The sequence below is a fragment of the Brevibacillus sp. SIMBA_040 genome (assembly GCF_046535075.1).
Taxonomy (GTDB): domain Bacteria; phylum Bacillota; class Bacilli; order Brevibacillales; family Brevibacillaceae; genus Brevibacillus.
The window spans coordinates 244,446-258,857 of the sequence record NZ_JAWRXI010000002.1 but is presented as its reverse complement, the minus strand read 5'-3'; the positions used below and the strand labels follow the sequence as shown (position 1 = coordinate 258,857).

13 protein-coding genes are annotated in these 14,412 nt (G+C 48.1%); 11 read left to right on the top strand and 2 right to left on the bottom strand.

Annotated elements, in window-relative coordinates; all coding sequences use genetic code 11:
- Nucleotides 1-97 precede the first annotated feature (97 nt).
- The 5 genes from SB752_RS04205 (at nucleotide 98) to SB752_RS04185 (ending at nucleotide 6,001) form a co-directional block, all read left to right on the top strand.
- A complete protein-coding gene (locus tag SB752_RS04205) occupies nucleotides 98-1,153 on the top strand; it encodes a sulfate ABC transporter substrate-binding protein (protein WP_410714477.1) in 1,056 nt (351 codons plus the stop codon).
- 30 nt (nucleotides 1,154-1,183) lie between these two features.
- Nucleotides 1,184-2,020 carry a sulfate ABC transporter permease subunit CysT gene (gene cysT, locus SB752_RS04200; protein ID WP_410714476.1) on the top strand — a complete coding sequence of 279 codons (837 nt, stop codon included), beginning with the start codon at nucleotides 1,184-1,186 and terminating at the stop codon, nucleotides 2,018-2,020.
- A 12-nt stretch (nucleotides 2,021-2,032) separates the two neighbouring features.
- Nucleotides 2,033-2,899, top strand: coding sequence for a sulfate ABC transporter permease subunit CysW (cysW, locus tag SB752_RS04195; protein ID WP_410714475.1), 867 nt, complete (start codon nucleotides 2,033-2,035; stop codon nucleotides 2,897-2,899).
- Nucleotides 2,896-4,017, top strand: a complete 1,122-nt coding sequence (locus SB752_RS04190) for a sulfate/molybdate ABC transporter ATP-binding protein (protein WP_410714474.1) — start codon at nucleotides 2,896-2,898, stop codon at nucleotides 4,015-4,017. The genes cysW and SB752_RS04190 overlap by 4 nt, the downstream gene beginning before the upstream one ends.
- Before the next feature lie 370 nt (nucleotides 4,018-4,387).
- Nucleotides 4,388-6,001: an ABC-F family ATP-binding cassette domain-containing protein gene (locus SB752_RS04185; protein ID WP_410714473.1), complete on the top strand. Its 1,614-nt coding sequence runs from the start codon at nucleotides 4,388-4,390 to the stop codon at nucleotides 5,999-6,001.
- A 75-nt stretch (nucleotides 6,002-6,076) separates the two neighbouring features.
- On the opposite strand, the gene SB752_RS04180 is transcribed toward SB752_RS04185, so the two are convergent.
- Both SB752_RS04180 and SB752_RS04175 read right to left on the bottom strand, forming a co-directional pair.
- Nucleotides 6,077-6,262, bottom strand: a complete 186-nt coding sequence (locus SB752_RS04180) for a hypothetical protein (protein WP_410714472.1) — start codon at nucleotides 6,260-6,262, stop codon at nucleotides 6,077-6,079.
- Nucleotides 6,263-6,303: 41 nt separating this feature from the next.
- Entirely contained in the window at nucleotides 6,304-7,938 is a 1,635-nt protein-coding gene (locus SB752_RS04175; protein ID WP_410714471.1) for a PucR family transcriptional regulator, read from the bottom strand.
- 165 nt (nucleotides 7,939-8,103) lie between these two features.
- Between SB752_RS04175 and SB752_RS04170 the strand changes: the two genes are divergently transcribed.
- The 6 genes from SB752_RS04170 to SB752_RS04145 all read left to right on the top strand — a co-directional run bounded on the left by SB752_RS04170 (nucleotide 8,104) and on the right by SB752_RS04145 (nucleotide 14,388).
- Entirely contained in the window at nucleotides 8,104-8,304 is a 201-nt protein-coding gene (locus tag SB752_RS04170) for a DUF3311 domain-containing protein (protein ID WP_410714470.1), read from the top strand.
- Nucleotides 8,301-9,791, top strand: a complete 1,491-nt coding sequence (locus SB752_RS04165) for a sodium:solute symporter family protein (protein WP_410714469.1) — start codon at nucleotides 8,301-8,303, stop codon at nucleotides 9,789-9,791. Before SB752_RS04170 ends, SB752_RS04165 begins: the two co-directional genes overlap by 4 nt.
- Nucleotides 9,792-9,829: 38 nt before the next feature.
- Complete coding sequence (locus SB752_RS04160; RefSeq protein ID WP_410714468.1) at nucleotides 9,830-11,452, top strand: amidohydrolase; 1,623 nt, start codon at nucleotides 9,830-9,832, stop codon at nucleotides 11,450-11,452.
- Nucleotides 11,449-12,714, top strand: coding sequence for a M20 family metallo-hydrolase (locus tag SB752_RS04155; RefSeq protein WP_410714467.1), 1,266 nt, complete (start codon nucleotides 11,449-11,451; stop codon nucleotides 12,712-12,714). Before SB752_RS04160 ends, SB752_RS04155 begins: the two co-directional genes overlap by 4 nt.
- A gap of 111 nt (nucleotides 12,715-12,825) precedes the next feature.
- Complete coding sequence (locus tag SB752_RS04150) at nucleotides 12,826-13,683, top strand: carbon-nitrogen hydrolase family protein (protein ID WP_410714466.1); 858 nt, start codon at nucleotides 12,826-12,828, stop codon at nucleotides 13,681-13,683.
- Between the two features lie 36 nt (nucleotides 13,684-13,719).
- A complete protein-coding gene (locus SB752_RS04145; RefSeq protein ID WP_410714465.1) occupies nucleotides 13,720-14,388 on the top strand; it encodes a GNAT family N-acetyltransferase in 669 nt (222 codons plus the stop codon).
- Nucleotides 14,389-14,412 lie beyond the last annotated feature (24 nt).

The following is a 14,412-nucleotide window of genomic DNA, read 5'->3' as shown; positions in this document are numbered from 1 at the left end:
AATATCGTTGACAGAGTTGAAAAGGGATGTATAATTCAAAATATCAAAGTATTCCGATTAAACTAGTAGAGATTATAAGGGAGTGAAAAACAACCACATGAGAAAGAAAACCAGCATGATCCAATCCACACTGAAGCGGTTGGGAATAATTGTTTTGGCTGCGACTATCGGGGGATGCTCTGCAGCAACAGATGGGGGTGGTAGTGCTTCAGAGGCTGGCCCTGCATTGGATCTGCTGAATGTGTCGTACGATCCGACTAGGGAATTTTATCAGGATGTGAACAAGGAATTCGCACAGGAGTGGAAAGAAAAAACAGGGCAAAACCTTACCATCAAACAATCACATGGAGGATCAGGCAAGCAGTCTCGCTCCGTGATTGACGGTCTCGAAGCGGATGTGGTGACACTCGCGCTCGCCTATGACATAGATGCCCTCGCAGAACGAGGACTCATTCAGGCGGATTGGCAAAAGAAGCTCCCTGACAACAGCTCTCCCTATACGTCAACGATCGTCTTTCTCGTTCGCAAAGGAAACCCAAAACAGATCAAGGATTGGGACGATTTGATTAAGTCTGGCATTTCCGTCATTACACCTAATCCAAAAACGTCTGGCGGTGCCCGTTGGAATTATCTGGCTGCATGGGGCTATGCGCTGCAAAAAAACAACGGCGATGAAGCAAAAGCAAAGGAGTTCGTAACCAACCTGTTCAAAAATGTCCCAGTGCTAGACTCTGGAGCGCGTGGTTCGACTACAACCTTTGTTGAGCGCGGAATCGGGGATGTGTTGATTGCTTGGGAAAATGAAGCGTATCTGGCCGTCAACGAGCTGGGCAAAGACAAATTTGAAATTGTAAACCCGTCGATCAGCATTTTGGCAGAGCCGCCAGTGACGCTAGTCGACAAATACGCTGATAAGCACAAGACCCGTGAGGTAGCAGAAGCCTACCTGCAATTCCTATACACGAAAAAAGGGCAGGAGATTGCTGCGAAGCATTACTATCGTCCACGCTCGGTAGAAGTTCTCAAAGCTCATACACCAGCATTCCCAGAAATCAAGCTGTTTACGATTGACGAGTTGTTCGGTGGCTGGACCAACGCTCAAAAGGTTCATTTCTCCGATCAAGGCGTTTTTGATCAGTTATATAAGCCATAAACATACAATCCCATCAGAGGAGTTATCTCCATGAGAAAATCACTGAATAACAGAGGGTTCTTGCCTGGGTTTGGCATGACAATGGGTTATACGATCATTTACTTGAGTCTATTGGTATTGATCCCTCTGTCAGTTCTGTTTTTAAAAGCGACAACGATGAGCTGGGAGCAGTTCATCGGAACCATTTTCGATTCTCGAGTACTTGCCTCGATTCGCGTCAGTATTGTCTCGTCCTTTTTCGCCGCTTGCGTGAATGCAGTATTTGGAGTGTTGGTGGCCTGGGTACTCGCTCGCTATCAGTTTTTTGGAAAACGCATCATTGATGGGATTGTTGACCTGCCGTTTGCTTTGCCGACAGCGGTGGGAGGCATTGCCTTGACCTCAATCTATGCCGAGAACGGCTGGATTGGACAATATTTGGCAGAGTGGGGGATTAAGGTAGCCTATACACCACTCGGAATATGGGTAGCGCTGACCTTTATTGGCTTGCCCTTTGTCGTCCGGACCGTGCAGCCTGTTTTACAGGATTGGGATTTGCAGATGGAGGAAGCGGCGGCTACCCTCGGAGCAACCCGCTGGAATACTTTTCTCAGGGTCATTTTGCCACATTTGCTTCCGGCAGTCATAACCGGATTTGCGCTTGCTTTTGCCAGGGCTCTTGGTGAATACGGCTCTGTCGTCTTTATTTCGGGAAACATGCCGTTAAAGACGGAGATCGTGCCTCTTTTAATCATGACGAAGCTGGAGCAATTTGATTACGCTGGAGCAACTGCCATTGCGACCGTCATGCTGGTAGCTTCGTTTATCATGCTGTTGATCATCAATTATTTGCAGTGGAGAATTAACAAATTTGATGCAGCCAGATAGGAGGCGTCTGTAGTGAAGCATTTGACGGAACCGGCCTACGTGCGCTGGATATTGATTAGTGTAGCCCTCTTGTTCCTTGCGCTGTTTCTAATTCTGCCGTTGATCGCGGTATTTACCGAAGCCTTTAAACAGGGAGCAGGTGTTTTTGTTGCCTCGATTGCTGATCCAGAGACACTCTCGGCTGTCAAGCTTACGCTCTTGGTGGCAGCGATTAGTGTTCCGCTTAATGTGACCTTTGGGATAGCAGCTGCGTGGGCGATCGCCAAATTCTCATTTCGCGGGAAAAACGTGCTTCTAACCTTGATCGATCTGCCTTTTGCAGTTTCTCCTGTTATCGCAGGTCTGATTTTTGTGCTCTTGTTCGGCAGTCAAGGAATTTTGGGTCCATGGCTTGATCTGCACGATCTCAAAATTATTTTTGCAGTGCCGGGCATTGTACTGGCGACTACTTTCGTGACGTTTCCGTTTGTTGCCCGTGAATTGATCCCAATCATGGAAGCACAAGGCAAGGATGAGGAGGAGGCTGCCGTTTCGCTTGGAGCAAGTGGCTGGAAGACCTTCCTTCGTGTGACGTTGCCCAATGTCAAATGGGGGCTTTTATACGGGGTGATTTTGTGCAACGCCAGGGCAATGGGGGAATTTGGGGCTGTATCAGTGGTATCTGGACACATAAGAGGGATGACAAATACGCTTCCGCTGCATGTTGAGATTTTGTACAACGAGTACCAATTTGCCGCCGCCTTTGCTGTAGCGACCTTGCTTGCAGCCTTGGCATTGGTGACGTTGATTGTAAAAAGCTTCATTGAGTGGAAGACAGAAAAGCAGTCAGGCGTAGAAGAGGAACCTTATAATGACGTGACAGGGGAGAGAGCCGGATGAGCATTGAGGTAGATAACATAAGCAAGTCGTATAAAAATTTTACCGCCTTGAAAAATGTCAGTCTGCAAATCCCAGAGGGGGAGCTGGTGGCGCTGCTTGGACCATCTGGCTCGGGAAAAACGACTCTGCTGCGGCTGATTGCAGGCTTGGAGCAGCCTGAAGAGGGAAGAATCCTTTTTAACGGTGAGGACAATACGGATCGCGATGTGCGCGAGCGGCAAGTAGGATTTGTATTCCAGCATTACGCCCTTTTTCGTCATATGAATATTTTTGATAATATCGCATTTGGTTTGACTGTTCGTTCCCGTAAAACCAGACCGAGCAAAGAAGAAATCCGGGAAAAGGTGAACTCCCTGCTAAAGCTGGTGCAGCTGGAGGGTCTTGCCCATCGCTATCCGTCACAGCTCTCAGGTGGGCAGCGTCAGCGTGTGGCTTTGGCACGGGCATTGGCAGTAGAGCCCAAGTTTTTGTTGCTTGATGAACCGTTTGGAGCGTTGGATACGAAAGTGAGGCAGGAGCTTCGCAGGTGGCTCAGGCATCTGCATGGAAAGCTGGGCTTGACGATCTTGTTTGTGACGCACGATCAGGAAGAGGCGATGGAGCTGGCGGATCAAGTTGTCGTTATGAATGAGGGAAAGGTGGAGCAGGTTGGATCACCCGAAGATATTTATCATCATCCGGCGAACCCGTTTGTTTACAGCTTCTTGGGGCGCGTCAATCTGTTTCGTGGGAGAGTTCATGAAGGCAAGATCAAGCTGGGAGAGGCAGAATTTGAAACCGAGTGGGAGAACAAGACAGTCGAGCTTCCAGCGGTCGGTTACATGCGTCCGCACGATGTAGAAGTATCGCTTCATGCTCCTGCTAATCCGTCAATCCAGGCTGTACAGGCGCAAGTCAGCCGTATTTCTCTGTTAGGTCCAATCGTTCGCCTCGATTTAAAACGACTGGATACAAACGAAGTATTTGAAGCTGAAATGAGTCGACAGCGCTTTGCTGAATTGGCTTTGGTCGAGAACGGAACCGTGTACGTAACTTTAAACAATTTATCCTTCTACGTAGAGGAAGGACAGTCTGTCACGCCGGCACCTATCTTTATTCCCCTGCAGGTCAGCGTATAAAGAAAACATAGTAAAAAGAACAAACCGGTCAGCACTATGCCAAGACCGGTTTGTCGTTATGGAATGGATTACTCTCCGCGTTGTTTGGAGCGGGTTTCTTCTTTGCCTACCGTTGTGGAGGACCTTGTCTGTGAAGGATTTTCTTTGTTGCCCATTTCGTTTTTGACGCCATTCTTCTTGGACATTGCTTCGACCTCTTTTCTCAAAGGATGACTGTTCACAGGTAGCTTTCCCTATGTGAAGGCTTTCTATTTTTCAGTTAAGCAGTCCCAAGACCAGTTTCGGAACCTGGTCCTTTCTTTTTGCAAAATGAGGCTTTCTCTGGTAAGATAAGTGTTTGAACGATTCAAAAAAGGCAGGTATTGCGACGATGATAAGCACTCAGAACGTGACGCTGCGCTACGGCAAACGCGCACTGTTTGAAGATGTATCCATTAAGTTTACCCCTGGTAACTGTTACGGCCTCATCGGTGCGAACGGTGCAGGGAAGTCTACATTCGTGAAAATCCTCTCTGGAGAGATCGATCCGACCAGTGGTCACGTTTCGGTTACACCAGGAGAGCGTATCGCTGTATTGAAGCAAAATCACTTTGAATTTGACGATTTCGAAGTGTTGAAGACAGTCATCATGGGTCATAAACGTCTGTTTGAAATCATGGAAGAGAAAACAGCTCTGTACATGAAGGAAGATTTCTCCGAAGAAGACGGAAATCGCGCTTCCCAGTTGGAAGGCGAGTTCGAGGAGCTGAACGGCTGGATGGCCGAGGCAGACGCAGCGAGCCTTTTGATCGGCCTGGGCATTCCGACGGATCTGCATGACAAGCTCATGAAGGACCTCTCCGGTACGGAAAAGGTACGGGTTCTTTTGGCGCAAGCCCTTTTCGGTAATCCACACATCCTGCTGCTGGATGAGCCTACGAACCACTTGGATATCGAGTCGATTCGTTGGTTGGAAAACTTTCTGGCGGATTATGAAAACACCGTTATCGTCGTTTCCCATGACCGTCACTTCCTGAACAAAGTGTGCACACACATCGCTGATATCGACTTCGGCAAGATTCAAATGTATGTGGGTAACTATGATTTCTGGTATGAATCCAGCCAGTTGGCACTGAAAATGGTTCGTGATCAGAATAAGAAAAAAGAAGAAAAAATGAAGGAATTGCAGGAGTTTATTGCGCGCTTCTCCGCCAATGCCTCCAAATCCAAGCAGGCAACCTCACGGAAAAAACTGCTGGAGAAAATTACGCTGGATGATATTCGTCCGTCCAGCCGCAAATATCCATTCATTAACTTCAAGCCAGAGCGCGAAGCAGGCAAAAACCTCTTGGCTACAGAAGGCTTGAGCAAAACCATCGAGGGCGAAAAGCTGTTTGAAAACCTCCACCTGACCATCAACAAAGGGGATAAAGTGGCATTCGTCGGTCCCAATGAACTGGCAAAAACTACTTTCTTCCAAGTTGTGACGGGTGAAATTCAACCAGATAACGGTTCTTTCGAATGGGGCGTTACGACTTCGCAAGCGTATTTCCCGAAAGACAATGCGGAGTATTTCAACTCGGATCTGAGCCTGGTTGACTGGCTGCGCCAGTACTCTAAAGACCAAGACGAGACCTTCATTCGCGGCTTCCTCGGTCGCATGCTCTTCTCTGGTGACGAGGCCCTGAAAAAAGCAAACGTACTGTCCGGGGGAGAAAAGGTTCGCTGCATGCTGTCCAAGATGATGCTGGCTAGCGCCAACGTGCTGATCATGGACGAACCTACGAACCACTTGGATTTGGAATCCATCACAGCATTGAACAACGGTCTGATTGACTTCGACGGTACACTGCTGTTCGTCTCCCATGACCACCAGTTCGTGCAAACGATCGCGAACCGCATCATTGAATTCACGCCAAAAGGCATTATTGATAAAATGATGACGTACGACGAGTACCTGGAAAGCGATGAGATCAAAAAGCTGCGTGAAGAGCATTACGCTTAATCGCTAGCATGAAATGAAGAAAAAGCCTTTGGCAGCGCTATGTAGCGACGAGCCAAAGGCTTTTTTATTGCAAGATTAGGTTGTGCGGTCTTCCATAAACTCGATTTTGTTCAGGAATGACTCCTTGCTGGAAAAGATGACACGTTCTTTTCGCGGAATGGTAAAGTAAACCACAATATACTGATCATCGACATATTCGACGATGCCGCGCTTTTTCGGTCTGTCGATTGTTTTTACGGGCTTGTTCAACCAATCATCCATGTACGTTCCTCCTACTTGACCTCCCCTTCATTATATCAATATCATGCCTGATACCCAAAGGAATGTACAGTCATGGCTATGCGCAGCATCAATTGGTCCTGTCCGTTTTCCGGATGAAGCCCAGTCAAATCGCGGATCAATTGCAGTCGATACTTGATTGTATTTTTGTGTACAAACAGCAGATTAGCGGCTTCTACATAATTTCCATTTACTTGTAGAAAGATTTGGAGGGTATAGAGCAATTGTCCGTTTTTCTCTTTGTCGTACTGCGCAATTTTACCAAGGTACTCTTCTGCTAAGGCATGAGCTTCAGCGCCAGGCTTGTCTGCGAAAAGGATTCGTTCCAACCCTAGCTCGTTAAAATCTTTCATATGGAGTAGAGGGGCATTCGCTAAGCCGATGGCATGAGTAGCAGAACGAAAACTAATTTGCGCCTCATGATAGCTTTGCACAATGCCCTCCCAGCTATGATGGAGGCGACCTATCCCGAGATAAACAGGATGTTGCCATTGCAAAGCGAGAGTTGTCATTAGATCGGTAAGAATCCCTTTTGCAGCTGATTCGTCATTTTCGGTAGCGGGCATAAGCAAGAGGATTCGATTATGCTGATCCAATCCAAATAGAATGGGCAGATCGCACATAGAGAGTATGCGGCGAATTGTTTCAAGCAGAGTCAGGTTTTCTTTCCATGTCTCCACATCCGGACTAGAATGTGGCTTAACGCTAATGACAACAGCGATATAGTGTTCAGCAAGCTCCCAACCTACCTCTTCAGCCTTTCGAATCAACATGTGGCGGGATCCATACTTTCCGCTGACGAGTAGTTGCAGAAAATCATTGCGAAATCGTTGATACGTCTCACTCACCGTACGTTGGCGTTCCATCTCGAGTGACAACAAAGCAGCGCTTTGTTCAATAGCGACCTTCTCCCAAGCGTATAAGTCTCGATCTGGCTGTCGCAAAAGAATGGCCCCTTGTACTTTCTGATCGTGAAGAAGCCAGCGCACGAAAAGACCGTTGGTCATTCGAGCAAGCGGTTGATTTAACATCCATCGCGGCGCATGTTGTCCTATTTGCTTGTCCACATATACAATCGTTTCATCTTTTCGCATGGCAGGGGGTGTCTCCCAATTCCATTTCAGTGTCGGAACATGAATGGAGATGGGAGATTGCAAAACATCATGAAGCAAAGGGATAAGATTCGATACAGGATCACCAGAGGTTAAGTGTCTATGGAAGCGTTCGTAAATCGCATGGGTTTGAACGAGCTCCATCCGCTGCTTGTCGTTAATGTAACGAACGACCGGAACGATAACATCAGACCATGCCTTTTCCATGGGAAAAGAAAGAATCGGCATCTGTCTGTTCAGTGCATGGGTGATGACTTTTGGCGGAAGCGATTCGATGTATCTCCCGAGCTTGATGGCAAGTCCAGGTGTCCCGACCTCGACCAGATCATCGATTAGTTTGATCAGCCCGGATTCACTCGATTCTTTGTGCGTGAGAAAAGGAAAGCCCGTTGTTAAGACAAATTCACCAGGGCGCAGCCACTTATGACCATCTGGCGAGTCGAAAGAAGTTACACCTAACAGTTCTTTTTCTAAAAACGTTTCCCCTGCAAGCACTGCTGTCTCATCAAACCCTCCGACCTCAATCAATTCACGTACCGTTATCACTCGATTCACCCCGTTGTTCGATGGTTTTATCTACTTGTACAAAACGGCGTCCTATTTTCTGTCAAACCGGACAAAGGAGAAAATTGAATTTTTAGATAATCTTAGCTTACATGTCCAGTGTGTCTTGGGGCAATGGGACAAATCGAACAAACAGGGGGGATTTGCATGAAAGCGAGAGATTGGCTTGGGGGAGTGCCGTTCCTAGGGATGCTGGGAGGTATACCGTTTGTAAATCAAGTGGAGCCGTACGTAATGGGTATGCCTTTTGTCCTGTTTTGGATTGTGCTATGGGTGGTGCTCACCTCTGTGTTTATGGTCGTTCTGAACAAACTGGATCCTGCTACAAAGGGGGAGAAGAGTTCATGAACATCGCCTTGTTGATCATTTTTGCTTTCCTCTTATTGTCCTTTTACTCGGGGATTCGCGCCCAAAGAGGGAAGGACATGAACATGGAGCAGTGGACTGTCGGTGGCAGAAGTTTTGGATCTATCTTTATCTTTCTGCTCGTGGCTGGTGAAATCTACACGACGTTTACTTTTCTCGGGGGAAGCGGATGGGCCTACTCCAAAGGCGCCCCGGCCTATTATGTTCTGTCGTACATTTCACTTGCGTACGTCATCTCTTATTGGCTACTCCCTCCCATCTGGCGTTATGCAAAAGAAAACAATCTCGTTTCCCAATCAGACTTCTTTGTCAGTAAATTCAAAAGTCCGGTATTAGGTATTTTGGTTGCCGCGGTGGGCGTCATTGCGATTATTCCATATCTCGTGCTGCAATTCAAAGGCTTGGGCATCATCGTGTCCGAAGCTTCATATGGTTCTATATCGCCAGCTGCAGCGGTCTGGATCGGGGTCATCGTAGTAACGATTTACGTCATGATCTCGGGTATACATGGCTCAGCGTGGACTGCGGCGATTAAAGACATCATGATCTTTTTTGTCGTCGTCTTCCTCGGACTCTACCTGCCTTTTCATTACTACGGGGGAATTCAGCCGATGTTTGAGGCTGTGCAAGCAGCGAATCCCGGATTTTTGACCTTTCCTGAAGAGGGACTTAGTATCTCATGGTATATTTCGACGGTATTGATTACTGTATTTGGATTCTACATGTGGCCGCACACATTTGGGTCTGTCTTTTCCGCGAAAAATGAAAACGTTTTCCGCAAAAATACAGTAATGCTGCCCTTGTATACACTTATGCTTCTGTTCGTATTTTTTGTTGGCTTCACTGCCATCTTGCAGGTGCCAGGACTAAAAGGAGCGGATGGAGACCTCTCGCTATTGCGGTTGTCCCTTATGACGTTTGATCCATGGATCGTCGGTATTATCGGCGCAGCTGGCTTGCTGACAGCCCTGGTGCCAGGCTCCATGCTGTTGATGACGGGAGCTACTCTCTTGGCTAAAAATGTCTATAAAGTAATGGCACCACAGGCTAACGAAGCGCAAATCGCACGAATTGCCAAATGGCTCGTTCCTGTTATATCACTCATTTCGCTGTATTTTACGCTGAGTGGCGGCGATACACTGGTCACTCTGCTGTTGATGGGATACAGCTTGGTCACACAATTGTTTCCCGCTCTCTTGTTCAGTCTGAAAAAGGAGCCATGGGTGAATAAGTACGGTGCGTTTGCAGGAATTTTGAGTGGTGTAACTGTGGTAGCTTATGTGACGATTTCGAAAATAACGATTGCGACGATGCTTCCGAATTGGCCTCCCGTCATGAAGGATCTCAATATCGGGGTTGTTGCTTTGATTGTCAATGTTGTAGTGATGTTTACCGTTACATTTGTGACGAAAGGTACTCCCGTATTAAATCCGCACGGAGCAAAGACAGAAGGAACGCCAACGCTTTAACAGATAGATCGATTTCAAAAGCAAAAGGAGGAAATGAGATGGCAGATACAGTGTTTCTCAATGGACAAGTGGTGACGGTGGATGCAGAAAATCGGATCATGGAAGCAGTAGCGGTGAAAGGAAATCAGATTCTCGCAGCCGGATCGAACGAGGAGATCAAACAACACATTCATGCAGAAACGAAGATTATCGATTTGCAGGGAAAAAGTCTCTTGCCTGGTTTTATTGACGCGCATTTGCATATTACCATCTACGGAACGAACAAGCTGGGGGTGGATTGCAAAGCGAGGGGAATTCAATCTGTTGCAGAACTACTTGATGCGCTAAAAGAGCAAGCACATAAGACATCGCCTGGAGAATGGGTGCGGGCGTGTGGCTTTGATGAGAATCTCATGATGGAAAAACGCTATCCGACGCTCGCAGAATTAGATGAAATCTCAACGAACCATCCGATTTTTGTCATGAGGACATGCGCTCATCACTCGGTGGTCAACAGTTGCGCGATGGGGATTGCCCAGTATGACCGTGACACACCTGATCCGCAGGGAGGACGAATCGATCGAGATGAAAGTGGGGCATTGACTGGCTTTCTCGTGGAAACGGCTCACATGAAAATGTTTGAACTGGCTGCTTTCAATGAAGCGGAGTACAAAAAGGGACTGCGCATGGCATCCAAAGATTTCGTAGCAGCGGGGATTACGAGTGTTCATGATGCGGGTGGATATGGACCGGAAAATTATCGGGCGATGCAAAAAGCTGTGCAAGAGGGTGATGTAAAAGTCAGAATCTACGCGATCATCTGCTCATTGAACCAATCCGAGGATTTTGTGCGAAAAATGATTGATGCGGGGCTGGTGACAGGCACAGGAGATAATCGGTTCCGCATCGGTCCGGCCAAAGTTTTTACAGACGGAGCAAGCATCGCCCCGACGATGGCGATGCGGGAGCCGTTCACGAGCAAGCCGGAAGATTACGGAATTCTCTACTACGAGCAGGACGAGTTGAATACCATTTTGGGAGAGGCACATGCAAAAGGATTTCAAATTACCGCTCATGCCCAGGGAGATCGTGCCATCGAAATGCTTTTAAATTGCTTTGAAGCAGCTCTGGAAGCTCATCCGCGTGAAAACCACCGTCACCGAATCGAGCATGCTGGTGTGTCAGCACCTGATTTGCTCAGAAGAATGGCTGGTCTCGGTGTTGTCCCGATCCCCAACCCTGCTTTTATTTACGATTATGGAGATTCGTACGTGAAAAATATCGGGGAGCGTGTGGGACATATGTTTCCGGCACGGGATCAGTTCGACCTTCAAATCATTGCGGCAGGTGCATCGGATAGTCCTGTCACTGATTTTAACCCGTTGATCGGGATTCATGCGGCAGTCAATCGCCAGAGCAAGTCGGGTCAAGCGGTGGGTGACAACCAGAGGGTGAGTGTGATGGAAGCGATTCGGATGTTTACCTGGAACGGAGCGTACGCTAGTTTTGAGGAGGGGATAAAAGGAAGTATCGAGCCTGGTAAATTGGCTGATCTGGTCGTTCTTGACGGCAACATTTTGGATACGCCGGTGGAGAGAATCAAAGAACGGAAAGTAGCGATGACCATGATTGATGGAGAGCTAGTCTATCAAATCCAAGACGAGGAGGTCTTGCAGGCATGAATGTGAAGGCCGGAACTCTGATGATAAATGAGCAGCGGCTGCAAAAAAGAATCGAACAATTGTCCCAAATCGGAAAAATAGGAGAAACCGGTGTTTGCCGTTTGGCGTTGTCACAGGAGGATCGTGCTGGAGTGGTGCTGGTTCGCAGTTGGATGGAGGAGGCTGGGCTACAAACAAGGATTGATAACTTCGGCAACCTGATCGGCAGATTAGCTGGAACAGATGATGGTGCCCCTGTTCTGATGATTGGCTCCCATATTGATTCCCAACCGTACGGAGGGCGGTTCGATGGAGTGATCGGAGTTCTCGGTGGGTTGGAAGTGGTCCAGACGATGAAAGAGCAGGGGGTAGTGCCGCATCAGCCGATCGAGGTAGTATCGTTTTGCGACGAGGAGGGGTGCCGCTTCCAAAAAGGGTTGTTTGGCTCGTGGGGGATTCTGGGGCGTATCCAACCAGAAGATTTGGAACGGACAGACAAGAATGGCGTCTCCCGGAGGCAAGCACTCATCGAGTTTGGATGTGATCCAGATCGTTTGGAAGAGTCGCAATACGCTGAGGGGAGCATTGGAGCCTATCTAGAGCTGCATATCGAACAGGGGCCGATCCTTGACAATGCCGATGAGCCGATCGGTATCGTCTCCGCCATTTCCGGACCGTTGTGGTGGACGGTGGAAATGACAGGCTTTGCGGGGCATGCAGGTTCAGTCCCGATGGACATGCGAAAAGATGCCTTGTTAGGTGCGGCCAAAGTGATTATGGCTGTCAATGAGCTGGCAAAGCTTGATCCATTGGCTCCCACTGTCGGAACAGTTGGGCATTTGGAGGTGTTCCCCGATTCACGGAATATTATTCCGGAACGAGTCCGATTTACAGTAGATTTGCGTGATATTGATTTGACCCGCCGGGACGCACGGGAACAGGCCCTGCGCGAAGTGATCGAGCAGGCAGCCATGGAAGGTGGTCTGCGCTATACGATCACAGAGGATACCAACAGCGATCCGCGGTATTGTGCAAATTGGATCAAAGCTATCCTGCATGAGCAAAGCAAGGAGCTGGGAATTATGCCACGAGAGCTGATGAGTGGTCCTTTTCACGACGCTCTAGCTTTATCCTACGTATGTGATTACGGAATGATCTTTGTGCGCTGCAAGGACGGGATCAGCCACAATCCACAGGAGTATTCTACCTATGAGGATATCGCCCTTGGCACAGAGCTTTTGTATAAGACAGTCGTACAAATAGCAAGCAAAGCAGTACAGTAAAATCAAGTCACCCATCACCCGCGGTGGGTGACTTTTTCGTACTGGATGGAAGACTTTGCTGCTCGTATTTGATATATTTTAATAATAGTAAAGTGGAAGGGAAGAAGTGGGATGAAAATGCGCGTTTCTGCTGTGCAGTATCATTTGCACACCATACATAGCTTCGATGAATTTGCTGCACAAGTGGAGCATTACGTAAAAAATGCTCAAGAGTACGATACTGAGTTTCTTCTATTCCCGGAGTTGTTTACGACCCAGCTGATGTCGATTGGGGATGAGAATGGCAATGCGCTGCCCATTACAGCCTTGCCGTCCTTTACCGAGCAATACATAAAATTGTTCAAATCACTTGCTGCCAAATACGGGATGTACCTGATTGGCGGCACACACATCATCGAAGAACAAGGAAAGCTATACAACACGGCATTTCTGTTTTACCCGGATGGCCGCGTAGGCCAGCAAAAGAAGATTCACATCACACCTTGGGAAGTCAAAGGCTGGAATATGGGAGCCGGAGACTCTTTGCAAATTTTTGAAACCGACAAAGGCAAGGTAGCGATGATCATTTGCTACGATATTGAATTCCCTGAATGGGTGCGGATTGCCAAGGCACGAGGAGCTGATGTGATTTTCTGCCCATCCTGCACGGATGATCGCCATGCCTTCCATCGTGTGCGCTATACAAGCCATGCACGCACGATCGAAAATCAGGTGTACGTTGTTTTGACAGGTACAGTAGGCTCTCTGCCTACAGTCGACTTTATGCGCGCGAATTTTGGACAGGCAGCTATTTTGACGCCAAACGATATTCCTTTCCCACCTCGTGGTGTACTGGCTGAAGGAGAAATCAACAACGACATGCTGGTTACTGCTGATCTGGACATCCAGCTATTGTATGATGTACGGGAAAAAGGCTCGGTAACAACTTGGCGTGACCGCCGCACCGATTTGTACACAGATTGGAAGTAGCTACGTGCAGAAATAATCGGGAACAGGAGGATGGTCATGTACCGTAAAGAGCTGTATGTGTTTGAAGGAGAAAAGCCCCGCAGGGCAGCTATCCGCAACTATACACAGTCTGACTTTTTCGAGCTGATTCAGATACAGGCAGAGAGCTTCCCGCCGCCGTATCCTTCTGAGCAATGGTGGAATCAAGAACAGCTGACCAATCATGTCACGCTTTTTCCAGAAGGAGCGATTTGTGTTGAAATCGACGGTGTGTTGGCTGGTTCGATGACGGCCCTGATCGTTTCGTTTGACCCTTCGCACCCGGAGCATAGCTGGGGAGAGGTGACGGATAATGGCTATATCCGCAACCACAATCCGAATGGAGATACGCTGTACATCGTGGATCTATGTATTCGACCAAGCCATCGCAAGCTGGGATTGGGACAGCTGATGATGCAGGCCATGTACGAGCTGGTTGTACATAAAGGCTTGAAGCGGCTTCTAGGCGGTGGACGGATGCCAGGCTACGGGCGTCATGCAGATACGCTGACTTCCGAGCAATACTTGGAGAAAATCGTTTCCGGTGAGCTCAAAGACCCGGTGATCTCCTTTCTCATGCGCTGCGGTCGAACCCCTGTTCAGGCTGTAACCAATTATTTGGAGGACGAGGAGTCGCGCAATTGCGCAGCGCTGATGGAGTGGAAAAATCCGTTCCAGAGCCAGTAACAGCACATACAGGAAAATTCACTT

Excerpts from the sequence above, each read along its gene's own strand:
- cysT (WP_410714476.1), top strand. The coding sequence starts at position 1,184 with ATGAGAAAATCACTGAATAACAGAGGGTTCTTGCCTGGGTTTGGCATG.
- SB752_RS04165 (WP_410714469.1), top strand. The coding sequence starts at position 8,301 with ATGAACATCGCCTTGTTGATCATTTTTGCTTTCCTCTTATTGTCCTTT.
- SB752_RS04190 (WP_410714474.1), top strand. The coding sequence starts at position 2,896 with ATGAGCATTGAGGTAGATAACATAAGCAAGTCGTATAAAAATTTTACC.
- SB752_RS04170 (WP_410714470.1), top strand. The coding sequence starts at position 8,104 with ATGAAAGCGAGAGATTGGCTTGGGGGAGTGCCGTTCCTAGGGATGCTG.
- SB752_RS04150 (WP_410714466.1), top strand. The coding sequence starts at position 12,826 with ATGAAAATGCGCGTTTCTGCTGTGCAGTATCATTTGCACACCATACAT.
- SB752_RS04180 (WP_410714472.1), bottom strand. The coding sequence starts at position 6,262 with ATGGATGATTGGTTGAACAAGCCCGTAAAAACAATCGACAGACCGAAA.
- SB752_RS04205 (WP_410714477.1), top strand. The coding sequence starts at position 98 with ATGAGAAAGAAAACCAGCATGATCCAATCCACACTGAAGCGGTTGGGA.
- SB752_RS04145 (WP_410714465.1), top strand. The coding sequence starts at position 13,720 with ATGTACCGTAAAGAGCTGTATGTGTTTGAAGGAGAAAAGCCCCGCAGG.
- SB752_RS04160 (WP_410714468.1), top strand. The coding sequence starts at position 9,830 with ATGGCAGATACAGTGTTTCTCAATGGACAAGTGGTGACGGTGGATGCA.
- SB752_RS04185 (WP_410714473.1), top strand. The coding sequence starts at position 4,388 with ATGATAAGCACTCAGAACGTGACGCTGCGCTACGGCAAACGCGCACTG.
- SB752_RS04155 (WP_410714467.1), top strand. The coding sequence starts at position 11,449 with ATGAATGTGAAGGCCGGAACTCTGATGATAAATGAGCAGCGGCTGCAA.